We start from the raw sequence: 24,290 nt of genomic DNA, 5'->3' as shown, positions 1-24,290 counted from the left end.
ACAGGTCACACTTTCAGTTGCTGGACCGCGTCGATGAATTCATCGCCCCGCGCTTCGAAGCTCGGGTACTGATCCCAGCTTGCACAGGCAGGCGACAGCAGGATCGTATCTCCTTTGGACGACACCCGGAACGCTTCCTGCACGGCTGCTGTCAGCGTCTGCTGTTCACTGAGCGCTGTGACGCCGCATGATTCGGCGAACTGAAGCAGCCGGTCAGCTGTCTCCCCGATTCCGATGACAGCCTTGACGTTCACCATGTACGGTCGGAGTTCTTCGAACGAATGACCGCGGTCAAGCCCTCCCGCGATGAGGAGTGTCGGTGTGCTGAACGATGACAGGGCGCTCTTCGTCGCGAGTGTATTCGTCGCTTTCGAATCGTTGTAGAACTTCCGGCCGTCGACTTCCTTGACGAACTGCATCCGGTGGCGGACACCGGTGAACGAACTGAGCACACTTTCGATGGCACTCCGATCACAGCCGGCAAGGATGGCAGCTGCCGTGGCGGACAGGATATTCTCCAGATTGTGGGCGCCCGGCAGCATGATCTTGCTGCGGGGGATGATCGGTTCGCCTAGCCAGTAGATCTGTTCATCGTCCGCTGAAATACCTGTCTCCGCCCTGCCTTTTGTCGTGAACGGGATGAGGCGGGCTTCCGTGCCGGCGATATAGCGTTCCAGTTCCGGCTGATCCGCGTTATAGATCAGGAAATCCCCGGCTGTCTGGTTTTTCGTGATCCGCGCCTTCGCCTCGCCGTATGCTTCCCGGCTTCCGTGATAATCGAGGTGCGCTTCATACAGATTTGTCCAAATGGCTATGTGCGGCCTGAACCGGCCGGTCCCCATGAGCTGGAACGAAGACGCTTCGAGGACGATCAGTTCATCCGCTTTCGCTTTAGAAGCGACAGTGCTAGCTACGGTGCCGATATTGCCCGCGATGAGCGGATGGCGGTCGCCGATGTTGAGCATATGGAACAGCAGTGTCGTCGTAGTCGTCTTGCCGTTCGAGCCGGTGATGGCGATGATCGGTGCTTCACTTATCAAATATGCGAGTTCGATTTCCGTCCAGACCGGGATCCCGAGCTGCTCCGCCTTCAAGATGACGGGATTCTGATACGGGATACCGGGATTCTTGACGATGAAATCGAAACCGCCGTCCAGTATAGTTTCCGGATGGCCGCCGCATATGACGGTCACGCCGAGCTCCCTCAATTCAGCAGCTAGCGGATTTCCGTCGTCGGGTGCGGCATCGTTCAGCGTGACTTCCGCGCCGCATGCAGCGAGCAGGCTGGCTGCGGCATGCCCGCTTTTCGCGAGGCCGAGGACGAGTGCTTTCTTCCCTTCGAATTGTGTTTCGTTTTTCATTTACATTACCTCCATAAGAACCGGGAGAACAGCTGCCAGGAAGGCGACTCCCCAAAAGACGAGGACAACTTTCCACTCGGACCATCCTGATAATTCGAAATGATGGTGAATCGGACTCATCTTGAATACCCGCTTGCCTGTTGTTTTAAAACTGATCACTTGGATGATGACCGACAATGTCTCGATTACATAGACGATCCCGATGATCAGCAGCAGGAATTCCTGCTTGATGAGCATGGAGATCATCGCCAATGCGCCGCCGAGCGCAAGTGAACCGGTATCCCCCATGAACACACGCGCCGGCTTCATGTTGAACAGCAGGAAGCCGAGCATGGCGCCGGAGACGACGAATGAGAACATCGCGATATCCTGCTGGTTGAAGGACACCGCCAAGATCCCGAATGCTGCGAAAGCGATGGACGACGTTCCCGATACGAGGCCATCCAGCCCATCCGTCAAGTTGACGGCATTCGAGAAGCCGACGAGCCAGAAGATGAGGAAGACGATGTAGAAGATCCCCATATCGATTTCGACGGAGGTGAATGGAATGGAAATGACCGTATCGAACGGTCCGAGTTTCAATAGGAAGAATGCGAAAATCGCAATGATGATCTGTCCGATCAGTTTCTGCAGGGAGGTCAGCCCCAGGTTGCGTTTCATCACGACGATGATGAAGTCATCCAGGAAGCCGATGATCCCGAAGCCGATGAGGACGAGGAGCAGGACGATCGTCTGTGTCGTCAGCACGCCGTATATGTATGACAGGATCGGCGTGGCGATCAGTATTGCAATCAGAAAGATCAGCCCGCCCATCGTCGGGGTTCCTGCTTTTTTCAAATGGGCTTCCGGGCCTTCTTCCCGGATGCTCTGGCCGAACTTCATGCGCCGGAGCAGCGGGATGATGGCATAGCCTAGGATTGCCGTGAGGCCGAACGTTACGGCGATTGCCGTAATGGTGGTGACGAGCGTCATGTGTAGATCTCCTTCTATGTTCCCAAACGAGTCGTTGGTTCACTGATGATGATGGTGTTATTCGGTATAGACGTGGATCACGTCTTCTTCGCTGATTTCCGTATCTGGAAGGGGCAGCTGTTTTTTCACTTTCGAGCCTTTCCCATGCCATTCGATGCGGAGTGTATGCTGCTGCTCCGCCACTTGGTTCTTCGTCAGGCCGACCAAGTCCGGTGTGCGCTGTGTGAGGGGATCTCCCCAGCGGTATTCCTTTTCAAGCTGGCCTTTCTGCGGTTTGATGCCGGCCAGCGGGGCGATTTCCTCGATGATCCGGCCGACGATCGGTGCCGAGATGACGCCGCCGAACTGGACGGAGTTCTTCGGGCTGTCGATTGCGACGTAGACGACGAGTTCCGGATCGTTCGAAGGCGCGATGCCGATGAACGAAACGATATAGTCTCCGTCTTTGTAGACACCGTCCTGCACTTTCTGGGCAGTTCCGGTTTTTCCGCCGACCCGGATCTCATCGACGAAGGCATTCCGTCCCGATCCTTTTGCAACGACCGATTCCAGTGCTTTGCGGACTTCCGCAGATGTCTCTTCACTGATGACACGCCGTTTCAGCTCAGGTACGTAAGACACTTTCGCCTTTCCGTCAGGCCCGAGTATTTCCTTGACAATATACGGTTTGTACAGCATCCCGCCATTGACGGCGGCCGCAACCGCCTGCACCTGCTGGATCGGCGTGACGGAGATTCCCTGGCCGAACGCGGTGGTCGCCTGTTCGACAGGTCCGAATGCATCCTTGGCGAACAGGATGCCTTTCGCTTCGCCAGCGATACCTGATCCGGTGGACTCACCGAAGCCGAAGCTGCGGATGTAGTTGGAGAGCCGTTCCTCGCCTAAACGCCGTCCGATTTCGATGAACCCCGGGTTGCAGGAGTTCTCGACGACTTCCAGGAACGTCTGGTGGCCGTGCCCTTCCCGCTTCCAGCAGCGAAGCCGCGCACCGCCTACCATAGTATACCCCGGATCGTTGAACGTTTCATGGTCCAAGTCGATGAGTTTTTCTTCCAGTCCGGCAGCGAGCGTCATGATTTTGAATGTAGACCCCGGCTCGAATGTCATCCAGACGGGCAGGTTGCGGTTGTAGATATTCGGGTCTGCTTTCTGGTAATCGGCCGGATCGAATGACGGTGCCGACGCGAGCGACAGCAGTTCCCCGGTTTTCGGGTTCATGACAATGGCGAGCGCCTGGGCGGCATCGTATTTCTCCATCGCCTGCGACAGTTCCCTCTCGACGATGCGCTGCATTTCCGCGTCGATCGTCAGGACGACGGAGGAACCTGCCTCCCCGTCCTTGAAATCATCATCCACGTGAGGGAGCGGCACCCCTCTTGCATCGGTATACATGCGGATCTTATCCCCGCTGCCGCTCAGGAAATCATTGTACTCGTATTCGATGCCTGCCAGCCCCTGGCCGTCATAGCCGGTGAAACCGAGCAGGCGCGACAGCATCTCCCCGTTCGGATAACTTCTCATGAAGTCGACACCCGTGTAGAGGCCCGGGATCTTGAGTGCGGTGATTTCGTCCGCCTGGGCTTTTGTGATGTTCTTCGCTTCCGGTGCGAGCTTCACCATATATTCCTTTTTGCTCATCTTGTCAGCGAGTTTCTTTTCATCCGTCTTCAGGATGGCTGCGATCTTGGCAGCTGCTTCCGGAGGGTCCGGATGCTGGGAAGGCATGAAATACAGCGTCGGGGCAAGCTGGTTGCCGACGATCAGCTGTTTATTGCGGTCGACGATATCCCCGCGCACCCCGCCGAACGGGATTTCCCTGTCCCAGTTCGCCTGCGCCCGTTCTTTCAGCCATTCGTGCTTAATGATCTGTGCATGGAATAGTTTTCCGACAGTCGCTCCGATCATCAGGAGGAAAATAATGAAGACGGCACGCAGCCGCTTCTTCGACTGAGCTCCGATCAGCTGCTTCAACAGCACTCACACCTCTCGTTTTACTGCTAATTTATGAGAGGGAGTGCGCTGCTATTCATCCACCGAGAATATCGTCTTCCGTTTCCCCATCGTCCGGAGCCATTTCTTCCTCTGTTCCTGGATCATCGGCAGGGACAGTTGTCTGTTCGGGCTCTTCCAGCGTGATGACGATCGGATCGCGCTCGGAGACCGAAGCGCCGGGTGTCAGGCTCTGTTTTACGACATAGCCTTCCCCGTTCACACGGATGTCCAAGTTCGAGAAACTCCTGAATGCCATCACCTGCCGTTTGGACCAGCCTGTGAAGTCCGGCAGGGTGGTGCTACCGGATGTTTTCAGCAGCACGAGTGAGTGCGGGGCAAGTTTCGTACCTGCCGCCGGAGACTGTGCAGTGACTTCACCCGGCTCCCCGACGACGACAGCTGTCAGTCCCTGTTCCTTCAGTCCGGCCGCAATCTGGTCCGATGACTTCCCGGTCACGTCCTCCAGCTCAACCGATTTATCGGGCTGCTCGCTGTCTGGGGCGATATTCAAGTATTTGAGGCTGCTTTCCATGATCGACGTGAAGATTTCCGAAGTCGGGTCGGAACCGAACTTCCCTTCTTTCAGCTTCGGCTGCTGGACGAGGACGTATGTCAGCAGCTGCGGGTCATCGATCGGCGCCATTCCGAGGAACGAATACAAATAGTTGCCGTCACCGGATCTGTAGCCGCTGCCGGATGTCCTCGGAATCTGTGCTGTACCGGTCTTCCCGCCCGCTTCATAGCCGTCGAGAGCGAACTTTTTGCCGGTCCCGTGCTCTGACGTGATTGTCGAGGCCAGCACTTCACGCACACGTTTCGCGGTTTCTGCGGAGATCGGGCTCTCTTTCGCTTCCGGTTCGTGTTTTTCGATGACTTTATCGGTGTTCGGATCGATGATCTGGTCGATGACATAAGGGGTCATCATTTTGCCGTCATTCGCGATTGCGGTCGCGGCCTGGATCATCTGCATCGGCGTCACGGTCGACCCCTGTCCGTAGGAAGTCGTCAGCCGCTCACTCGGATAGTTGTCGAGCACGATGCCCGGCGCTTCGTTCGGAAGGTCGATGCCGACTTTCTTGCCGAATCCGAACTTCTTCAGATAGTCGATGAATGTCTGGTCTCCCATCCGCTCGAGCAGATAGGCCATCGAGACGTTCGACGACCGCTGGAACCCTTCCAGGTAGGTGATCGTCCCCCAGCCGGTCCTGTTGACGTCCCGGATCGTTCGGTCGTAGATCTTGTATTCACCTGACTTGTAGAAAGCGTTCGGTTCCCATTTGTTCTCCTCGATGGCAGCTGCCAGCGTGAACATTTTCATCGTCGAGCCGGGTTCGAACGTTTCTTCGACCGCTTCGTTGAGCCAGTTTCCGGTCAGTCCTTCACGCGTGCCGGGATGGAACGACGGCCGCTGGCTCATGGAGAGGATCTCCCCTGTTTTCGGGTTGACGACGACCGCGAGCATCTTTTCAGGTCCATATTCCTTCTCCGCGCGGTTCAGTGCGTCTTCCGTGAAGTTCTCGATCGTCTTGTCGAGGGTCAGCTGGATCGTCTGCCCGTTCTTCGGCGGCTCGATCTGTTTTTCGTTATCGCGCAGCTGGATGCCCCATCGGTCCGTCTTGAAGTTCAGTTTCCCGTCTGTTCCGGTCAGCTGTTTGTTGTACGTCTTCTCGAGCCCCATCTTGCCGACGGTCTGGACGGATTTGTCTTTCATCTCCTCAGGCATGGCGAAACCGACCAGGTAGGAGGCGAATTTGCCGTTCGGGTAGAGCCGCTTCTTATCTTCGAAGAACCGGATGCCGGGCAGGTCCTCTTCTTTGATGGCATTTGCGGTTTCGTTCGAAATGGAACGGCCCGCTTTGCCGAATTCGATCTGATAGGCTGTGTCCGGGGCGTCGGTGAACCGTTTCAGAATATCCGCTTCATCCATTTCGAGGTAGCGGCTCAGCACTTCTGCCGTCTTCTTGAAATCCGTCACATGCTGGGGCTTTTTCGAGCCTTTGCTCGCATTCGGGCTCAGGACGGCCACAAGGCGGTAGCTTAGCGTATCGGCTGCGATGACTTCCCCTGTGCGGTCGACGATCTTGCCGCGGTCCGCGCGCAGGATCGATTCCTTCAGGTACTTCTGGTCGGCCATCGCAGCGAGCGCCCGACCATCGATCTGGCCGGTGATCTGGATCTGGAGCATTCTTCCGAACAAAAGGAAAAAGAGCCCTCCAAATAATACAAGCATCAGAAAGGCTCCACCTTGAAATCGAAATTTCTTTTTCCTCATCGTCCAGGCACGACCTTTACGTTACTTTCATTCAGATTCAAGCCGAGTTCCTTTGCTTTTTCCCAAATGCGCTCATACGTCGATTTTTCACTAACTTGGTTGGACAATTCGATATTTTGTTTTGATGTTTCCTCGATTTTGTTGGATAGGTAGTGCATGTCTTTGTTGGTATCGTTGATCTGTGCCTGTGTATGCAGGACAGATGTCGAGAACATGACAACCGCGGCGAGGAAGACGACAGCGAGGAACTTCTCCCCCGGCGAAAACAGCCTCCGCGGCTTTGGAGCAGGGGCAGCGGCCGGAGTATGCTGCGTCTCCTGTTCCGGTATGTAATTAGGTTCAAATTTCCTTTGCTCTAATGCCATTCCACTTTTTCCCCTTTCACTTGCGCTCGGCGATTCTCAGTTTCGCGGAGCGTGCCCGTTTATTCGCTTCTATTTCTGTATCACTTGGCACAATCGGTTTCCGTGTAATCAGTTTCAGTTTCACTTCGAGCCCTTCAGGGATGACGGGCAGGTTCGGCGGCAGTTCCGGAAGCGTCGATGCTTCTTTGAAGATCGTCTTGCACAGCCGGTCTTCCAATGAATGGAACGTAATGACGCTGATCCGGCCTCCCGGATTCAGCAGGTCGATTGCATCGGTCAGTGACTTCTCAGCAGCGCCGAGTTCGTCATTAACCGCGATACGGATCGCCTGGAACACCCGTTTCGCAGGATGGCCGCCAGTCCGGCGTGCCGCTGCAGGGATGCCTGTTTTGATAAGTTCCGCCAGTTCCGCAGTCGTTTCAATCGGCTTTTCCGCACGTGCCTCTTCGATCTTGCGTGCAATGCTTTTCGAGAATTTCTCCTCGCCATACCGGAAGAAGATCCGGATGAGATCCTGGTAGCTCCATTCGTTGACCACTTCGAAAGCTGTCAGGGGCGCGGTCGTATCCATGCGCATGTCAAGCGGGGCATCATGGTTGTAACTGAACCCGCGTTCCGGTGTATCGAGCTGGGGCGAAGAAACACCAAGGTCATAAAGAATCCCGTCGACGGAATGGACACCTATCTTTTCCAGCTCCTCTTTCAGCCTGCTGAAGTTCGAATGGATGAATGTTACGCGGTCCAGGCAGTCATGCAGCGTCTCTTTTGCAGCTTCGATCGCCGTCATGTCCTGATCGAAGCAGATCAGCCTGCCCTTGTCCGACAGCTGTTTTGCAATCTCTTTACTGTGGCCGGCGCCGCCGAGCGTACAGTCGACGTAAATGCCATCAGGCTGGATCGCCAGCCCTTCCACCGCTTCGTGAAGTAATACTGTTGTATGATCGAACACGGGTACCGCCTGCTTTCCGAGTCATCAGTCTCTAGTTAGAAGTCAAAGTCCATAATGTTTTCCGCAATGTCGTTGAAGGAGTCAGCCGACTCTTCATAGTAGGAGTTCCATAGTTCTTCCGACCAGATTTCAAAGCGGCCGGAGACCCCGATCACCATACAGTCTTTCGCGATTTTCGCGTAGCCGATCAGGGAGGCGGGGATATTGACACGGCCCTGCTTGTCGAGTTCCACTTCCGTGGCGCCCGAGAAGAAGAACCGGGTGAAGGCGCGCGCGTCTTTTTTCGTGACGGGCAGCGCTTTCAGTTTCTCTTCGAGTTTCTTCCATTCCTGCATGGGGTAGCCGAAGAGGCAGTTATCGAGTCCGCGGGTGATGACGAAGCCGTCGGAAAGATGCTCCCTGAATTTCGAAGGGATGATCAGACGGCCTTTCGTATCGATTGAATGCTGGTATTCACCCATGAACATACCCTTCACCCCACTATGTAAGTTTAATGTACCACATCCCCCCACTTTCCTCCACCCATTTTTGGTTTTGAAATGAAAATGTATCAATTGTACTTCATTCATTGAGATTATTACATTTGTGACAGCAAAAAAGCATCCCGGATCATGCGTTTGAGCACGATCCAGGATGCTTTTCTGGAAATTTACAGCGTAATGATGACATGACTTCCGTCCATTGGTATATTCTGCCCGAGTAGATCGTCGATCAGCCCAGGTCCGTATTCATTCAAATACCTGAACGGTGTGTACACTCGCTCCTGAAGATTGCGTTCCGGATACAGATCGCCTTCCAGCAGATGATAGCTGCGGAGAGCTGCCGCATACTTGCGGAAGAGGGCGTCCTCCGCTTTATCGGAAAGGAACTTGACCTGCCGGAGGTGATAGCCCAGGTTTTTGTCTGCGAGCGACTTCAGATCAGGATCTTCGATATGATCCATGATTGTTCCGTATTGGGAACGCAGCAGCCCTGCCGTTTCCTCAAGAAGCCTGTCCAGTTCCGCATCCCGCTGTTCGTCGAGGAACTCTTCCCGTTTCACGATCGTTTCGCCGTTGAAGACATCCTCGATCGTGAGTCCGGTTTTCGCCATGGCGTGCTGGACATTCCGGCTCACGAGCGTCATCGAGATCCGCGGCACGACGACCGGCATGCGGATGCCGATCTGATGGAAGGCGTCTTTCAGCAGCGACCAGTACGCGATTTCACCGGGTCCGCCGACGAATGCCAGGACCGGAAGTGTAAGATCCTGCATGATCGGCCGGGTCACGACATTGTTGCTGAGGAGCCAAGGCGTTTCGGCCGCCACTGCGAGCAGTTCCTCCTCAGTGAACCGGAGCCCCGCCGCTTCGCTGACGAACAGGCCGTCCTGACGGCTCAGCAGCACCCGGCCTGTCTCATGGTTGTAGAACAGATTGGCAGCGCCGGCATCCGTTTCGATCGGCATGCCGAAGCCTTCATCGCTGAATTTCCTTTCCGTATCAGCGACCGCCTGTGCGACCGCAGCCGATTCACGGATGAACTGTTTGAAGTACTCTTTCTCGAGCTCCCTGAACGACCGGTCTGCCGCGTCGATCATCAGGAGTCCGTGGTGGCGGAACAGCCCGTTCATGAGACGGACGAAAAAACCTGTGAATGTCCGTTCCGCCTTCACCGCTTCCAGCGTATCGCCGAGAAGCTGTTTCGTGAACTCCGTTTCTTCGTGATCCCGGAACACGAGGCGGATGAACGACTCCATCTGTTCCGGATCGTAGACGGTTTCGGACGCCATCTTCTTCAGGACGAACCGTTCCGGATACTGGCGCTTCACCGGACGGCCGTCCTGTTCGGTGAATACGTGATTGATTTCGTCCAGATCGTGATCCTCCCCGGCGATCCAGAAGACCGGGATGACCGGCACGGACAATTGCCGCCGTTTCTCCTGTGCCAGCAAGATGACGGTGATCGCCTTATGCACGGAGTAGAGAGGACCCGTCAAAAGCCCGGCCTGCTGCCCTCCGACCACGGCGACCCCGTCACTCGCGAGTTCGTCGAGATGCGCGGCCTGGCTGTCCGACAGTCCGTGTGGTTCAAGGAATGAACGGATGGCGCCGGCCAGTTCCTCCCGCTGGTACGTCCGCCCCTGTACTTCTTTCAGCCGCTCTTCGAAGTCCGTATCGGTACGTCCGTAGTCGAAATACGTCCCCGTGAATTCCGGACTGTTCTCGAAAGCGTCCATGACTTCGTTTCTATGTAAGTGTCGTGATGCGATTTTCATCGTTCAAGCCCCTTTTTTCACCAACTGTGTACTTTGTATGGACTGAGTATATCACTTTTGCCCGAGACATCTAACAGATACGCTCGCCGCCTAGCCCGAAGTGAAGCTCACTACGCCCATCACGAGGCCGGCCAGCACAAGCAGAATATAGATGAGGGAAAAACCGATGAACAGCATCCGCCACAAGTTGCGCAGCATGAGCCGCGTCCTGAATTCCTTGCTGCGCAGCCGCTCGGCCACCGCACAGCTGATACCGGCAGCCAGGATGCCGATCAGAAGCACGGCTCCGGCTTTCGGGATCATCCCGTTCATCATGACCCGTGCAGCGAGGATCAGGAAAGGGACAGTGCAGTCAGCAGCAATCCGGAACGATTTGACCGGTGTGCGGCCCGTCAGTCTGCTGACTGCGAACACTGCAGCTGTCAGGACATATGGCACCGCAATGAAAAGCGTAAGGATGCGCTGGAATACGTCGATCATAGGCTTTCTTCCCTTTCGTCAATCGCTTTCAGGAGCGATTCGAGAAGACCGAGCATAGGCATTTCATCCCGGCGCCTGCCGATCACTGCCGTCACGATCGTATCGGTCTCCATCGGCACGCCCTTTCTCCGGTCCGTCAGCATGGAGGATTCATTCCCGGCCGTATTGGAGCAGACCGCTTCCACGTCGCTGAACGCAATCTGTCCAGCGATGTCCGGATACGCTGCAGCCAGTTCCCCATATACCGCTTCCATCATTCCACGTGCAGCCGGTCTTTTCAGGAGTTCCCCGTTTTTGACGCCGAGCAGCGCTGTCAGCGGATTGACGCAGCAGTTGACGAACACTTTCCGGTACAGCATCGATTCCGCATCCGCCTGCCGGACGATCGGAAACACCGGGGAAGCGCTGTGCAGCAAAGTATCCAGCAGTCCCGCATCCCCCTGCCAGTGTGCAGCTTCGATATGCCCCCTGCCGAGACAGCGGACCGTCCAGTCGTTTTCACGCCTGGCTCCGAAGGTCACCGATGCGAATCCGAACGACGGGAGATCCAGGCGGTCCGCTTCCTCGAAGTGGCGGATGCCGTTTTGGATGAACAGCACATATCCCGGCGGCTCCGCAGTCCCGAGCCGGCTGATGAGCGCCGGCAGCCCGCTGGATTTCACGGCCGCGATCCACATCGCTCCGGCGGGCGCCTCGCAGACCGAAGTGAATGCCCCGACAGCGAAACGCTCCGTATATCCGCCCTCGATCCTGACGAGTCCGTTTTCCCGGAGCGCCTGTGCCTGCTCCGGCCGCCGCGTCCAGAATGAAACGGAATGCCCGGCTTCCGCGAGGCAGGAGCCGATCAGCAGTCCAATGGCGCCAGCTCCTCCGATTACAATATCCATGCTACCTCCCCTTCCATATGAAAAAGCCGCCCGGTCCGTCCACTTCAGGGAACGGGCCGGGCAGCGGTACGACGGATTATACAGGATAGACCGGATGTTTGCGAGGCGGCTGCGGGACCACCTTCGTGCTGTACAGTGCGAAACGGTCTGCAAGGACGGCACGCAGATCGGAAGGTTTGACGATTTCGTCGATGATCATCTCGGACGCAAGCCGGTAGATGTCGATCTCTTCCTTGTATTCCTGCTGTTTCGCCTGCACGAATGCACGGCGCTCTTTCGGATCCTCGATCGCCTCGATCTTATTGGAATAGACGGCGTTGACCGCCGCTTCCGGCCCCATCACTGCGATCTGCGCTGTCGGCAGGGCGATGCAGACATCCGGCTCGAACGCCGGACCCGCCATTGCATACAGCCCGGCACCGTACGCCTTCCGGACGACGACCGAGATCTTCGGCACCGTCGCGGAACTCATCGCCATGATCAGCTTCGCGCCGTGGCGGATGATCCCTTCCCGTTCCACTTTCGTCCCGATCATGAAGCCCGGGACGTCGGCAAGGAACAGCAGCGGAATCGAGAACGCGTCACACAGGTTGATGAACTTCGCCCCTTTATCCGCCGAATCGCCGAACAGCACCCCGCCTTTCGCTTTCGGCTGGTTCGCGATGATCCCGACAGGCCGGCCGTCGATCCGGGCAAGCCCCGTGATCAGTTCCGGTGCGAACTTCTTCTTCACTTCGAAGAAACTGTCCGCATCGATCAGCGTGTCGATCGCCTCATGCATATTGAACGGCGCGTTCTGGTTCTCAGGGATGATCTCCTCGAGCGTCCGGCCGGCTTTCGCCTGCACAGCTTCTTTCAGCGGAGCAGCCTCTGTGAAGTTGGCCGGGAAGAACGCGAGATACCGCTGCGCTTCCGCGATGGCTTCCTCTTCAGTCTCAGCAAGCACATCGCCGCAGCCGCTCACCGAACAGTGCATTTCCGCGCCGCCCATCTCTTCGAGCGACACTTTCTGACCGATGACCTTTTCCGCCATCCGCGGGGAACCGAGGTACATCGAAGCGTTCCCTTTCACCATGATGACGATGTCGCAGAACGCCGGGATGTACGCACCGCCCGCCGCGGACGGTCCGAACAGCAGGCAGATCTGGGGGATGAACCCCGACAGCCGCACTTGGTTATGGAAGATCCGGCCGGCCCCCCGCCGGTTCGGGAACATGTCCAGCTGATCCGTGATCCGCGCGCCCGCGGAATCGACCAGGTAGAGCATCGGAACGCGGTGCATTTCAGCGGTTTCCTGGATCCGGATGATCTTCTCGACCGTGCGGGATCCCCACGACCCGGCTTTGATCGTCGAGTCGTTCGCCATGACACAGACCGTCTGCCCGCCGACTTTCCCCATCGCCGTCACGACACCGTCCGCCGGCAGTCCGTCCGCTTCACAATTGGCGAAACGGCCGTCTTCCGTATATTTCCCGTTATCGAAGAGCAGTTCAAGCCGCTTTCGGACAAACAGCTTGCCCTGTTCCGCTGCTTTGTCGTGATATTTCGGCTGACCGCCCGCAAAGATCGTTTCCAGATGCTCGTCCAGTTTGACGTTATACCCCTTTTGTTCTTCTGTGCTGTTCGTCACGCCAATTCCCCCTTCTGTGATCTGCTTATCCTTCGAATGTCAGGATGACGTCCCCTTCATCCACAAAGTCCTCTTCCTTCACTGCGATGGAAGCGACTTTGCCGTCCATTTCAGCTTCAACCGGGATTTCCATCTTCATCGATTCGAGGATGACGACGACATCCCCCTTCTTCACTTCCTGGCCTACTTCCACTTCGATCGTGAATACCGTGCCTGTCATAGATGAACGTACTTCTGCCATTTCTTTCTCCTCCTCAACATTCGCTTCCTCATCAGATAGATAGATTTCAAATATCTTTCTCTAGTTTATCTGATAATTGAAATCGTTTTCAACTATTCTTGCGTCTTTTGAAAATTCAATCTTCACTGGGCTGCTTCTTTTCCCTGAATCGCCTCACGGCTTCATGGTGCGCTTCGCTCTCCCACAGGACCGCGCACTGTTCGGATTCGGCCAGCATCCGCCCCTGCAGATCCGCGGATTCGAACTTGCGGACAGCCACCGCTTTGTAGGCACGCAGCACGCCCGGAGCGATTGCCGCATACTGCTTGAGGAACCGGTCAAGCGCAGCTTCCTTGCTGCCGCTGTACACTTCGGTCACCCATCCGAGTCCTTCAAGCGTTTCGGCGGTGTGCACGCCGGCCCCCATTAGCAGCTGCAGAGTGCGGCTGTGGTTCCCGTCCTTCTCATACAGCAGTGACGCCCCGCCCCAGCCTGTCGTGATCGCGAGCGTCCCCTGGATGAACCCCGCTTTCGCATCGGACCGCATCAGCCGGAAATCGCACGCCGCCGCCAGTTCACAGCCGCCGCCGACCGCCGCTCCGTCCATGAGGGCGACGACCGGCACATGCACGCCCGCCAGCCGATAAAGGAGCCGCGTCATGCGGGTGAGCATCGGACGGGCGTCTTCCGCTGTCCGGAACGAATGGAACTCTTCCAGGTCCCCTCCTGAACAGAACGCTTTCCCGCCTTCCGAAGTGATGACTCCCCACTTGACGTCCGGATCTTCCTCCAGTTTACCGATGAAGCGTTCCAGCCCGTCCATCACGTCATGATTGACCGCATTGCGTACTTCCGGACGGTCGATCGAAAACGTCAGGACCCCGTCATTTTCCGTCAATGTATATGCCATTCGAACCCCTCCTGAATATTTTTCTGCATAGAAAAAGGCTGCCGGGAACCATGGTTTCCCGGCAGCCTTCAGGACAGCGCAGCGCTATCCGGACATTGCGGCAGAATCTGAATTATTCGCCTACAACAACTTTCCCTTTGTATTGACCGCATGACTTACAGATGCGGTGTGCCAATTTCAACTCACCGCAATTTTCACAAGTTGTCATACCTGGAACTTGCAATTTGTAATGGGTACGGCGCATGTTCTTTTTGGTTTTAGATGTTCTTCTCTTTGGTACTGCCATTAGAGGCACCTCCTTATTTCGACTAGTCGTTATCGGATTCAAAAAATCTTGCTAAGTCCGCAAGTCTCGGGTCCGTTTTGGTTTCCTGCTCCTCAGCCTGCTGCTTCTCGTACTCATCGTCCGTCGTATATGACCAGCCGGCTCCGGATGCTTCCGTCATCGAGTCTGCGTCATCACAATAGACTTGCATCGGCACTTCAAGAAGAACCAGTTCCTCGAACAGCGGCATCGGATCGATCATCTCCCCCGTAAGCGGATGGATCTCATCGTCCTGAGCCAAGACGTGTTCGTCCCAGCTGAACTGTTCGTCCGTTTCGATGAGAAACGGATAATGGACATCCTGCCACGTGCGTGCACACGGCAGTGTCATCGAACCTTCGAGCCGGAAATGGAAGGATATCTTCTTGGAACCGACTGTACAATAACCAGTCAGCTGAACAGGCGGAATATCCCGAATTTCGGGGTTCCGTTCCTTAACAGCTCCAAGATCAACCACTTCGTCAAGCGGTATGGCTCCCTGCTTGAACTTTCGCAACTGATGAATTGACCATTTCATGCCTATCACCTCAAGACAACACTTTTGATTATATAGCGGATAAAAAAAGATGTCAAGATATTTTCTTGTCACTTCTTTTCTTGTTTCATTATACTTAACTTCTGACAGTAATCAAAGAAAGGAACGTGGAGTGATATGAAAGCAGTCGGAATTGTCGCCGAATACAACCCATTCCATAACGGCCACCGCTATCAAGCGGAACAGGCAAAACTGGAATCCGGCGCGGATGCCGTGGTCGCCGTCATGAGCGGCGATTTCCTGCAGCGCGGCGAGCCTGCGCTCGTCGATAAATGGACGCGGACCAGGATGGCGCTCGCAAACGGAGTCGACCTGGTCATCGAGCTCCCGTATGCGAACGCAACGGCGAATGCACCTGCCTTTTCGGAAGGCGCCATCCGGCTCCTGGATGCGGCGGGCTGCTCAGGCTTCTGCTTCGGCAGTGAGAACGGCAGCATCGGACCGTTCCGGGAGACGATGGAACGTCTGCGCGCGGTGCGTCCTAAATACGAAGAGGCTGTCCGGGCAGCCGTCAGGACCGGCATCAGTTATCCGAAAGCGCTCAACGAAGCGTATGAATCACTTGTCCGGAAGCATCAGGACGAGACATCCACGGTCGATCTGTCGAAACCCAACAACATTCTGGGCTTTCATTATATGGAGGCGGCAGCCGCAATCGGGTCTGCCATGACGCCCTTCACCGTACAGCGACTCGGCGCCGGTTACTATGACGACATTTCCGTCCACTCCCGCATTGCAAGCGCAACGGGCATCCGGAAAGAGATATTCAGCCGGCCGGCAGCAGGCAGCCCGCTGGAAAGCATCCGGCCGTTCGTGCCGGACGCGACATACGGAGCGTTAAGCACCTGGCTCGGCAGCCGCAATCATTTCGGCAGCTGGGAACGGTTCTATCCCCAGCTGCGTTTCCAGATCCTCCGCAGCGGACCGGTGGAACTCGCCCGCATTGCGGACGTGGCGGAAGGGCTCGAGAATGCATTCTTCAAGGCAGCCAAGACTTCCGGGGACTTTCCGTCGTTCATGGCCAGGGTAAAGTCGAAACGGTATACGTGGACGCGCCTGCAGAGGATGCTGACCCATATCTATACCGGCGTCACGAAGGACATGCGTGACGAAGCAGCTGCCCCCGATCACCTGAGGATCCTCGGGGCGACACCTGCAGGGCGGCGCTATCTGAAGCTCCATAAGGAAGACATGACGCTGCCTGCAGTCAGCCGGCTCGCTTCGCACGACAGTGCAGCGGCCAGGCTCTCCGCCCGTGTCTCCGACAGTTATGCTTTCGGGATCGACCCGCTGGAGCCGCTCATCGGCCTGGACTACAGGACGCCGCCGATCATGGAAGGCTGATTCCGGTTCCCTGTCACTTTTTCGGTTCCAGTCTGTCCAGATAATCCAATGCGTCATCGACCGTTTTCACCGGCACGATCTTCATCTTCGTGCCGATTTTTTTTGCGGTCTCCGCGGCTTCTTCATAGTTGCTGCGGATTCCCGGGTTGGCTGCTTTCACTTCGTCAGGCAGCTCATCGTCGGGGGCGAAGAAGATCTCCATGCCGTCCCTGTCCGCTGCCATCACTTTGAAGTCGATGCCGCCGATCCGGCCGACCGTGCCGCCCGGCAGCATTTCACCGGTCCCGGCGACCGTATAGCCTTTCGTGATGTCCCGCTCATCCAGCTGGTTGATGATTTCAAGCGTGAACATCAGTCCTGCTGACGGACCGCCGATCTCGGATGTGTTGAACGTGACTTTCGGGATCGTTTTCAGCGACCGGTCTTCCTGGTACTGGATGCCGAGGCCGACTTTCCCTTTCGCTTCAGGGATCTCTTTCAGGGTGATATCCGTCTTGAACGGTTTCCCTTCCCGCTCCCCTTCCACTTCGAGCGTGTCACCTTTGCGCTGATCGGTCACATACGCGGCGAATTGATCGGGTTCGACTAATCTTTTGCCGTCCACCCCTGTGATCCGGTCGCCGGCCTCCAGCTTGCCGTCCGATGCGCTGCCGTCCACGACGTGCTGGATATAAATGCCGGCGAAGTCGATTTCGACAGGTTTGCCCGCTCTCTCGAAGGCGACAGTGATCGCATTGAATTGCGAGTCCGTCATGAGACGCAGCTGGCGGATATTGTATTCCCGGTCGTCCTCCCCGTGCCGGCGCACTGTGCTCGCAGGCAGCAGTTTCATCTTATCGGAGATTTTGGACCACACGTACGTGGCAGGTGTCGCTTTTCCGACCGAGATCGTCATTAAGCTGAACGTCCCCGTGTCTTTTTCATCGCCGCCTTCGACATGGACGAGCGGCGACAGTTCGTATGCGCCTCCCGGCTGGGAAACGTAACTGTCCATCGGGTATACCATGAAAATCGTGACCAGGACGGCCAGCAGGGCAGTGATGCCAATTCGTTTAAAAGTGATTTTACCTGCACCTCCGTTAATAGCCTGTACTTGGCTGACATATGGTTAAGTGTACCACCGGAAAAATACACAGCACAACGATTTGAAACTGTGCTGTCCAGACTGTCACGAAAGGAGCCGCATCCGTGAAATCACTCCCGTCCCCCTGCGCAGAAAACGCATGGTGAATGTCATCATGATCTGGGCGCTGATCGCGCTGTTCATCCTCCAGCCGGGCATCGCCCATGACGGCGCTGTTTCAGGGGCATCCCTGTTCGCACAAGCCCTGCTTCCCTATTTGCTCCCCTATATCATTCTTACCCAATGGCTATTGAAATTACCGGCTTCCGGAACAAATTCACACGGCTGGCTCCGATACTTGAAAGCCTATACGCTCGGGAGCTTCGGCGGTTTCCCGGTAGGCGCCGTGACCGTCAGTGAGATGAAGCGGAACGGCCAGCTGTCGGCCTACGAAAGCAGTCTGCTCCTGGCGGCCTGCCATGCCCCGGGTCCGATGTTCATCGTCGGGTATGTCGGGTTGGAACTGTTCGGGGATACGCTGTCCGGCTGGAAGCTGCTGCTGGCCATACACGCGGCGAACATCCTGTTTTTCCTAGCCGTACTCGTGCTGCTGTCGTTCCGCATCCGGGACGGGGACAGACAGCCTTCGGCACCGGAACGCAAGCTGAGCACGGCTCCTCTGCTGGATGCGTTCAAGGAGAGTTCCTCCATCATCATACTGGTCGCAACGACCGTCGTCTTCTTCTCTTCGCTCGGCAGCGTCCTGACGAACGTGATCCAGGCGGCCGCCTCCGTCGAGATGGGAATCGTCAAGACGGCTGTATTGTCATTGTTCGAAATGACGTCCGGTGTCCAGTCGGCGGCGCAGCACTTCTACGGCTCGCCGATCTTCCCGTATCTGATCGCGGCCATCCTTTCCGTCAACGGACTGAGTATCCACATGCAGGTCTTCGTGATCGCCCGGTCGGCAGGGCTCTCCTTGAGACCGTATGTGATCGGCCGGATCTTCAGCGTGGCGGCGGTCCCGATCTTCCTTTATCTGCTCCTCTGACGGACGGTTGAGCCGAATCCTCCTGCACATGGCGGACCATTGAAAAATGGGAAGGGCCGATGCCTTCCCATTCCCTGTTTATGTATACTTCTTCCTCAGTGCCCGCTCCACCGCTTCCGGTACGAGTGCTGACACGTCCCCTCCGTATTTGGCGACTTCCTTGACGATGCTCGAGCTGAGGAACGAGTATTGGTTCTTCGTCATGACGAAGAACGTCTCGATCTCCTCATCCAGGAACCGGTTCATGGAAGTGATCTGCATTTCATATTCGAAATCGGACACTGCCCGCAAACCCCGGACGATTGCATGTGCGTTGATGCTCTTAGCGTAATCGATCAGAAGCCCTGAAGAGGAGTCGATCTTGACGGTCGGATACTCCGCGGTCGCCTGCGCTATGAGCTGCTGCCGCTCCTCCACCGAGAAGAGCGGTTTTTTCGATGAATTGTGCATGACCGCGACGTGCACTTCATCGAAGATTTTGATCGCCCGTTTTATAATATCGAGATGGCCGTTCGTCAATGGATCGAAACTCCCCGGCACTACTGCAACTTTCCCCATCATACACCCTCATTTCCTGTAAATAGATAGTGCGCTGCCCCCGTAGACGGTCGGACCGTCCGTTGTGAATTCCCCGAATGCACGGGGCAGTTCCAGCTGTTTGTCGTGTTCGCAGACGATGACGGCCTGATCCGAGAGAAGCCCGTTTTCCGCGAACTGCTGCGCGATATCGTAGAATTCCTGTTTTGCATACGGCGGATCGAGGAAAAGCAAGTCCGCCTTCACCCCTTCTTTTTTGAGGCGGCCGGCTGCACTCCGGGCGTCCCCGCGGACAATGTGCAGCTCTTCAGTGAAGTGGCACTTGGCTGCATTCTCTTCCATGACAGCGCACGCTTTCGGATTTTTCTCGAACGCCCACGCTTCCTCCGCTCCGCGGGATAGCGCTTCCAGCGACAGCGAACCGCTGCCGCCGAACAGCTCGACTGCCGTTCCTCCGTCGAAGAACCCGCCCAGTTTGCTGAACAGCGCTTCCTTCACTTTGTCGGATGTCGGCCGTGTCGCTGTACCGTTTATCGTCTTCAGCGGGATGCCTCTCCGTGTTCCTGCGATCACTCTCATCGGTGGTGCTCCTTCCGTACGCCCCTGCAAGTCCTGACTGCAAAGAACCGGCCGGCATGCTATCATAGGGGGGATACTTCCTGAAAGGTGTGCTCCCTTATGAAACAGCAGCGATTCATTGAACTTGGCGAAGGGTACTCTGATATCTTCGAACTATGTGAACTCATCAAGACGAATGCCGGCCGTCTGCAGCGGACATTCGTGTTCACATCTGAAATTGCGGGCAAGAAGGTCGTGTCCCTCGCGGCTTCTTTCTCCCCTGCCGGTGAGGGCGGGTTCTATCCGATCTATATTTGCCGGGAAGGGATCCCGTTCCGCACAGAACCGGTCTCCAAGCGGCAGCTTGTCTTCGAGGAAGCTGCATCTGCAGCGGGCAGCCGCCCTGTTACCGTCGGACTGAAGCATTCATCGGAATTCCCGGAGACGAACCTTTTTTACCAATACGTCACAGGTGTCCTGCGGCTCAACCATCTGCTGCCGCCTCTCGACTGACCTTACAGTCCGGTCTTGTAATCGTATTCCTTCGCTTTGTCCGGACGTGCGTTTTCATACTCCGTCCGGACGAACGGCCGGTAGGAAGGGATCGCTTTCTTCACGGAAGACAGTTTCTCCACTCTGCGGATGACATCATCGACTTCTTCCTGCCGGCAGTAGAGCACGACGTACTTCATGCGCCTTGAGATATAGTGGACGTGGCCATATTTACGAAACGATTTTGCCTGTTTCAAATGGTGCAGGTAAATGATGACTCCTTGACGTTCAACCAATAGTATCCCTCTTTTCTTACCTTTTACAATACCATAGACGTGAAAAAAGCCGCAACCGGACTTTACTGACACATTGACGTTTCTGTCATATAATGGACCCAACGCATTGCATAAGAGGAGGAATGGGACATGGGAAAGAAAACGAAAGTCGCCCTTTCTGTCGGCGCTGCCGGAGCAGCCGCCTGGGCTGCCTCCAAGGCACTTATCAGACCAGCGGCACGGGATGACAAGCAAGCGCTTCAATTCGAGGGGCCGGTCGTCCTCCAGCAGCTCAATGGCCCCGAGGAGAGCCTGCGCCTGGCGGAGAGTGCCGCGGCAAGCGGCGCACATGGCCTCGCCATGGATATCCGGCTGACTCCCGAGGAGGAGATCGTCCTCGGACCCGAACATAATGCAGACAGCCATGATCCTCTTCTGCTGCGCGATCTGCTTCAGGCTTATCCTCATCTGCTGTTCGTCGTCAGACTGGTCGATTCCCCCGATACGTACGAGGGCAGCCTGATGCCTTCGAAGCTGTGGAAGCTGCTGGAAGAATGCAGTGCACAAGATCATGTCGCAGTCATCAGTGCGTATGACGAACAGGTCGACCGCTTCAATCTCTATACGCAGAACCGGGCTGCCGCCGGGGCGGGCCGGGAAGAGCTCAAACAGGCATATGCAGCGTACACGAGCCGGTTCGGCCATCTGTACAAGCCGAGGAGCGACTTCTTCGTCCTGTCCGGGAAGCTGGGTCCTTTCCAGCCCGCAAACGAAGGCTTCATCCAATTCCTGCAGAAGCTGAACATCGCGGTCTATCTCGACAACGCACCGCCTGAAACGGTCGTCAGACTTGCCAGGGCCGGTGTGTCGGGTTTCCTGACTGCGGATGCAGCTGGAGTGATCGGACTGCTTGAGCCGCTCACTGAATAGAAGGTACCGAAAAAAGGCTGTCACAGCTCCTGCGGACGCAGGGATGCTGGACAGCCTTTTCTCTATGCCTGATGCTGTTTTTTGCCGGTCGTCAGGCGGAACACGAACACCCGCCGCCCGTTCCGCAGCTGCCTCCGCAGCCTGTATCCGTCACGAACGAGTTATCGGACGGCAGTTTCACCGACAGGGAAACCGAGTGTGCGATCATCGCGCTGATTTCGTCCAGCAAGTGCTGGACATCGTTTTCCGCAAGCCGCAGGGCTGCGATCTTTTCGTTCATATCTAACGCCCGCTTGTCGAGGCGGATCGATTTCATCACTCTATTATAATCCGGATGGTACCGTCCGAACCGCTGCACTTCCTCGTATCGCTCTTTCATTTCGGAGAAATCCCGGATCTGCCGGACCAATCCGGGATCCCCGTAAACAGCCCGATGAGCGGAGCGGTAGTCGGACAGGACGTCGGATGACAGTATCCATTCAGCCAGTTCGTCTGTCTGTTCGATGATGTCGAGCCATTCGTTGGTCATCATCATAGGTGCATTCCCTCCATTCTCTTTCAGTATACCAAATAGAGGGAAAAAACGCACCCGTTGTTCTTCACGTACGGGTATGTGACCGGATGGCGTCGAGGGCTGCGACCGCTTCGGAATAATCGGAGAGTGAAAAACGGTCCTGATTGACGATCTGGACCGCTTCATGGCCTTTGCCGGCGATGATGACGATATCATCGGGCTCGCTCATACTGACGGCTTGGCGGATCGCCTTTCTCCGGTCCAGTTCGACGGTGAACCGGTGCGGCTTTTCCACCCCTGCCAATATATGTTGCGCGATGACAGCCGGATCCTCGTCTCTCGGATTGTCTGCCGTCACGATGACATGGTCGCAATACTGTTCGGCAATCTTTCCCATCAGCGGCCGTTTCTCCCGGTCCCGGTTCCCGCCGCAGCCGAACACACAGACAAGCTTCCTCGGATTCAGTCCAGTCACCGCCTTCAGGACGGCTTCCAGCGCATCCGGTGAGTGGGCATAATCGATATACACTTTCCTGCTGTACTGTTCCGCAAGCTGGAGCCGGCCCGGCGGCAGCGTAAGGGAGCCGAGCGACCTGCTGATGGCTTCTGCAGGGAACCCGAGCAGCCTGACAGCTGAAGCTGCGGCCATCGCGTTAAGCCGGTTGTGCAGCCCGGCAGGCAGCCTCGCCGCCGTGTCCCCGTCGATCGACTGGTCGAGGAAGCGGTCCCGGCTGAAACGGTGCACAGGAACTTCACAGCATGCCGTCATCTCCATGCACACCGCGTCCTCTTCGTTGACGATCATCTGATCCGACAGCGAGCACAGCAGTTTCTTCGCAGCGATATACCCGGACCTTCCTCCATGATCCTCAAAGTGATCCGCCCCGATATTCAGAAGGATGCCGATATCGATCCCACAGTCTGTCAGGCGGCCTTTCTCGAGGCCGATCGAGGACGCTTCGAGCGCTGCGTGCGTCACCCCCCGTGCACGGCACTCACTCAGCAGCGGATGCAGATATTCAGCTGTCAGCGTGGTGAGCGGCGGGATGTCGATGTCCAGACGCTCACCGCCGATATAGCAGCCCGTCGTTCCGATGACAGCAGCCGGCACTCCCATCCCGCCGAGCAGCTGGCCGATGAAATGCGTCACTGTCGTTTTGCCGTTCGTGCCCGTCACTGCGATCACTTTCAGATCGTGTGACGGATTGCCTGCCAGTTCAGCTGCGCAGAATGACAAAAACCGGCTGCTGTCAGGGACGGTGATCACGGCAGTCCCAGCAGCAGACCATGCAGAAATCATGGCGGAAGAGACAGGGCGGTCGATCACCACAGCGTCCGCTCCATTCGTGATGGCTTCGTTGATCGCATGATGGCCGTCGTAGCTTGCGCCTTTCCGGGCGACGAACAGACTGCCGGCCTCCGCGCGTGCGGGGTGTTCCGTCACCTTCCTGATGACCACATCCCGCCAGTTCCCGTTGACCGTGCAAGGCCAGTTCCTGAGCAATTCAATCAGATACATATGCATGACTCCTTCCCGAACGTTTTCCGATCTGCAGAATATAGTAAGGATGAACCTACTGTAAGGTATGAAACGTCCTGAGCAAATGTCACGAAAGAAAGTTGGGAGACGAGATGATCATTCAGAAATTCGGCGGCGCTGCCATGAAAGACCGCAGGCTGCGCCGATTATGTATTGAGCGGATCAGGGAAGGGCTCGCGGAGCACGGCACCGTCGCCGCTGTCGTTTCTGCAATCGGCCGTCAGGAGAGTCCGTATTCCACAGACCGGATATTGTCCATCACGCCTTCGTTCCGTCCTGCCACCGCTGCCTGGGATCTGGCAGCGTCCTGCGGGGAGCTGATCGCGGCAGCCGTCCTCAGTGCGGAGCTGGCGGAAGCCGGTGTACCGAACAAAGTCATGCACAGCCGCCAGTCCGGTATCCTGACTGCCGGCGCATTCAGCGGTGCTTCCATCGAACAAGTGGAGACAAGCTCATATGAGCAGGCATTCCGGCAGTTCCGATGCGTCATCGTGCCCGGATTCCAGGGGATCAGTGAGGAAGGCGACTACATGACGCTCGGCCGCGGAGGCAGTGACTTGACAGCTGTCGTCCTCGGAAATGCCCTCAGAGCGAGCCACGTCGAATTCTTCAAGGACGTCCCGGGCGTCATGTCCGCCGATCCGCACGAATACGAAGATGCCCGCAAGCTGGACACACTGACGATCGACGAACTGTTCCCCTACCTTGAAACCGGCCGGCCGGTCATCCAGCAGCGTGCTGCGGATCACGCAAAAAAAACGGCAACCCCTCTATATATACGCGGGATTGCCGGAGCCGAACCGGGAACGTGGGTCATGCCGGCTCCTTGAC

26 protein-coding genes are annotated in these 24,290 nt (G+C 56.5%); 5 read left to right on the top strand and 21 right to left on the bottom strand.

From position 1 onward, the window contains the following. Nucleotides 1–5 precede the first annotated feature (5 nt). From murD to NFU03_RS00970, 15 genes are all read right to left on the bottom strand, one after another. The gene (murD, locus tag NFU03_RS01040) at nucleotides 6–1,361 is read right to left on the bottom strand and encodes a UDP-N-acetylmuramoyl-L-alanine--D-glutamate ligase (RefSeq protein WP_251635345.1); all 1,356 of its coding nucleotides are present in this window, start codon (nucleotides 1,359–1,361) and stop codon (nucleotides 6–8) included. Further along, nucleotides 1,362–2,333, bottom strand: a complete 972-nt coding sequence (mraY, locus tag NFU03_RS01035; RefSeq protein ID WP_251635343.1) for a phospho-N-acetylmuramoyl-pentapeptide-transferase — start codon at nucleotides 2,331–2,333, stop codon at nucleotides 1,362–1,364. A gap of 57 nt (nucleotides 2,334–2,390) precedes the next feature. After that, a complete protein-coding gene (locus tag NFU03_RS01030) occupies nucleotides 2,391–4,304 on the bottom strand; it encodes a penicillin-binding transpeptidase domain-containing protein (protein WP_483882472.1) in 1,914 nt (637 codons plus the stop codon). A 55-nt stretch (nucleotides 4,305–4,359) separates the two neighbouring features. Continuing rightward, the gene (locus NFU03_RS01025) at nucleotides 4,360–6,555 is read right to left on the bottom strand and encodes a penicillin-binding transpeptidase domain-containing protein (protein WP_251635341.1); all 2,196 of its coding nucleotides are present in this window, start codon (nucleotides 6,553–6,555) and stop codon (nucleotides 4,360–4,362) included. A 38-nt stretch (nucleotides 6,556–6,593) separates the two neighbouring features. Then, nucleotides 6,594–6,962: a cell division protein FtsL gene (gene ftsL, locus NFU03_RS01020; RefSeq protein WP_251635338.1), complete on the bottom strand. Its 369-nt coding sequence runs from the start codon at nucleotides 6,960–6,962 to the stop codon at nucleotides 6,594–6,596. 16 nt (nucleotides 6,963–6,978) lie between these two features. Continuing rightward, nucleotides 6,979–7,911 carry a 16S rRNA (cytosine(1402)-N(4))-methyltransferase RsmH gene (rsmH, locus tag NFU03_RS01015; protein ID WP_251635337.1) on the bottom strand — a complete coding sequence of 311 codons (933 nt, stop codon included), beginning with the start codon at nucleotides 7,909–7,911 and terminating at the stop codon, nucleotides 6,979–6,981. Between the two features lie 35 nt (nucleotides 7,912–7,946). Beyond that, the gene (gene mraZ, locus NFU03_RS01010; RefSeq protein WP_251635335.1) at nucleotides 7,947–8,378 is read right to left on the bottom strand and encodes a division/cell wall cluster transcriptional repressor MraZ; all 432 of its coding nucleotides are present in this window, start codon (nucleotides 8,376–8,378) and stop codon (nucleotides 7,947–7,949) included. A 182-nt stretch (nucleotides 8,379–8,560) separates the two neighbouring features. Next, the gene (gene bshC, locus NFU03_RS01005; protein WP_251635333.1) at nucleotides 8,561–10,168 is read right to left on the bottom strand and encodes a bacillithiol biosynthesis cysteine-adding enzyme BshC; all 1,608 of its coding nucleotides are present in this window, start codon (nucleotides 10,166–10,168) and stop codon (nucleotides 8,561–8,563) included. Nucleotides 10,169–10,258: 90 nt separating this feature from the next. After that, the gene (locus NFU03_RS01000; RefSeq protein WP_251635332.1) at nucleotides 10,259–10,648 is read right to left on the bottom strand and encodes a DUF3397 family protein; all 390 of its coding nucleotides are present in this window, start codon (nucleotides 10,646–10,648) and stop codon (nucleotides 10,259–10,261) included. After that, nucleotides 10,645–11,535, bottom strand: a complete 891-nt coding sequence (locus tag NFU03_RS00995; protein ID WP_251635330.1) for a ketopantoate reductase family protein — start codon at nucleotides 11,533–11,535, stop codon at nucleotides 10,645–10,647. Before NFU03_RS00995 ends, NFU03_RS01000 begins: the two co-directional genes overlap by 4 nt. A 76-nt stretch (nucleotides 11,536–11,611) precedes the next feature. Further along, the gene (locus NFU03_RS00990) at nucleotides 11,612–13,165 is read right to left on the bottom strand and encodes an acyl-CoA carboxylase subunit beta (RefSeq protein ID WP_398289505.1); all 1,554 of its coding nucleotides are present in this window, start codon (nucleotides 13,163–13,165) and stop codon (nucleotides 11,612–11,614) included. A gap of 25 nt (nucleotides 13,166–13,190) precedes the next feature. After that, nucleotides 13,191–13,406: a biotin/lipoyl-binding carrier protein gene (locus NFU03_RS00985; RefSeq protein WP_251635328.1), complete on the bottom strand. Its 216-nt coding sequence runs from the start codon at nucleotides 13,404–13,406 to the stop codon at nucleotides 13,191–13,193. Nucleotides 13,407–13,521: 115 nt separating this feature from the next. Then, on the bottom strand, nucleotides 13,522–14,295 hold the full coding sequence (locus NFU03_RS00980) for an enoyl-CoA hydratase/isomerase family protein (protein WP_251635327.1): 774 nt from the start codon (nucleotides 14,293–14,295) through the stop codon (nucleotides 13,522–13,524). Nucleotides 14,296–14,407: 112 nt separating this feature from the next. Next, complete coding sequence (gene rpmF / locus NFU03_RS00975; protein WP_251635325.1) at nucleotides 14,408–14,581, bottom strand: 50S ribosomal protein L32; 174 nt, start codon at nucleotides 14,579–14,581, stop codon at nucleotides 14,408–14,410. Between the two features lie 22 nt (nucleotides 14,582–14,603). Continuing rightward, on the bottom strand, nucleotides 14,604–15,137 hold the full coding sequence (locus NFU03_RS00970; protein ID WP_251635323.1) for a YceD family protein: 534 nt from the start codon (nucleotides 15,135–15,137) through the stop codon (nucleotides 14,604–14,606). 135 nt (nucleotides 15,138–15,272) lie between these two features. On the opposite strand from NFU03_RS00970, the gene NFU03_RS00965 reads away from it, so the two are divergent. Beyond that, nucleotides 15,273–16,499, top strand: a complete 1,227-nt coding sequence (locus NFU03_RS00965; RefSeq protein ID WP_251635321.1) for a nucleotidyltransferase — start codon at nucleotides 15,273–15,275, stop codon at nucleotides 16,497–16,499. Between the two features lie 13 nt (nucleotides 16,500–16,512). Here NFU03_RS00965 and NFU03_RS00960 read toward each other — a convergent pair whose 3' ends face one another. Continuing rightward, a complete protein-coding gene (locus tag NFU03_RS00960) occupies nucleotides 16,513–17,541 on the bottom strand; it encodes a SepM family pheromone-processing serine protease (RefSeq protein WP_309296243.1) in 1,029 nt (342 codons plus the stop codon). 181 nt (nucleotides 17,542–17,722) lie between these two features. Here NFU03_RS00960 and NFU03_RS00955 point away from each other — a divergent pair, with 181 nt between their 5' ends. Continuing rightward, a complete protein-coding gene (locus NFU03_RS00955) occupies nucleotides 17,723–18,613 on the top strand; it encodes a hypothetical protein (protein ID WP_251635318.1) in 891 nt (296 codons plus the stop codon). 78 nt (nucleotides 18,614–18,691) lie between these two features. Here NFU03_RS00955 and coaD read toward each other — a convergent pair whose 3' ends face one another. Both coaD and rsmD read right to left on the bottom strand, forming a co-directional pair. Next, nucleotides 18,692–19,174 (bottom strand): pantetheine-phosphate adenylyltransferase, encoded by a 483-nt coding sequence (gene coaD / locus NFU03_RS00950; protein ID WP_251635316.1) that lies wholly within the window; start codon nucleotides 19,172–19,174, stop codon nucleotides 18,692–18,694. A gap of 6 nt (nucleotides 19,175–19,180) precedes the next feature. Then, nucleotides 19,181–19,729 carry a 16S rRNA (guanine(966)-N(2))-methyltransferase RsmD gene (gene rsmD / locus NFU03_RS00945; RefSeq protein WP_251635314.1) on the bottom strand — a complete coding sequence of 183 codons (549 nt, stop codon included), beginning with the start codon at nucleotides 19,727–19,729 and terminating at the stop codon, nucleotides 19,181–19,183. 99 nt (nucleotides 19,730–19,828) lie between these two features. Between rsmD and NFU03_RS00940 the strand changes: the two genes are divergently transcribed. Next, the gene (locus NFU03_RS00940; RefSeq protein WP_251635312.1) at nucleotides 19,829–20,221 is read left to right on the top strand and encodes a DUF7147 family protein; all 393 of its coding nucleotides are present in this window, start codon (nucleotides 19,829–19,831) and stop codon (nucleotides 20,219–20,221) included. Between the two features lie 2 nt (nucleotides 20,222–20,223). Here the strand turns inward: NFU03_RS00940 and NFU03_RS00935 are convergent, their stop codons facing one another. Continuing rightward, nucleotides 20,224–20,496 (bottom strand): YlbG family protein, encoded by a 273-nt coding sequence (locus NFU03_RS00935; protein WP_251635310.1) that lies wholly within the window; start codon nucleotides 20,494–20,496, stop codon nucleotides 20,224–20,226. A 129-nt stretch (nucleotides 20,497–20,625) separates the two neighbouring features. Between NFU03_RS00935 and NFU03_RS00930 the strand changes: the two genes are divergently transcribed. Beyond that, a complete protein-coding gene (locus NFU03_RS00930) occupies nucleotides 20,626–21,405 on the top strand; it encodes a PI-PLC domain-containing protein (RefSeq protein WP_251635308.1) in 780 nt (259 codons plus the stop codon). A gap of 91 nt (nucleotides 21,406–21,496) precedes the next feature. Here NFU03_RS00930 and NFU03_RS00925 read toward each other — a convergent pair whose 3' ends face one another. After that, nucleotides 21,497–21,940 carry a YlbF/YmcA family competence regulator gene (locus NFU03_RS00925; protein WP_251635306.1) on the bottom strand — a complete coding sequence of 148 codons (444 nt, stop codon included), beginning with the start codon at nucleotides 21,938–21,940 and terminating at the stop codon, nucleotides 21,497–21,499. Between the two features lie 64 nt (nucleotides 21,941–22,004). Continuing rightward, nucleotides 22,005–23,438: a Mur ligase family protein gene (locus NFU03_RS00920; protein WP_251635303.1), complete on the bottom strand. Its 1,434-nt coding sequence runs from the start codon at nucleotides 23,436–23,438 to the stop codon at nucleotides 22,005–22,007. Between the two features lie 113 nt (nucleotides 23,439–23,551). On the opposite strand from NFU03_RS00920, the gene NFU03_RS00915 reads away from it, so the two are divergent. Continuing rightward, nucleotides 23,552–24,289, top strand: coding sequence for an amino acid kinase family protein (locus tag NFU03_RS00915; RefSeq protein ID WP_251635301.1), 738 nt, complete (start codon nucleotides 23,552–23,554; stop codon nucleotides 24,287–24,289). Nucleotide 24,290 lies beyond the last annotated feature (1 nt).

Source organism: Sporosarcina sp. NCCP-2716, from assembly GCF_023707985.1.
Taxonomy (GTDB): domain Bacteria; phylum Bacillota; class Bacilli; order Bacillales_A; family Planococcaceae; genus Sporosarcina.
Note: the sequence above shows the minus strand (reverse complement) of the source record. Positions and strands in the feature narration are given on the sequence as shown.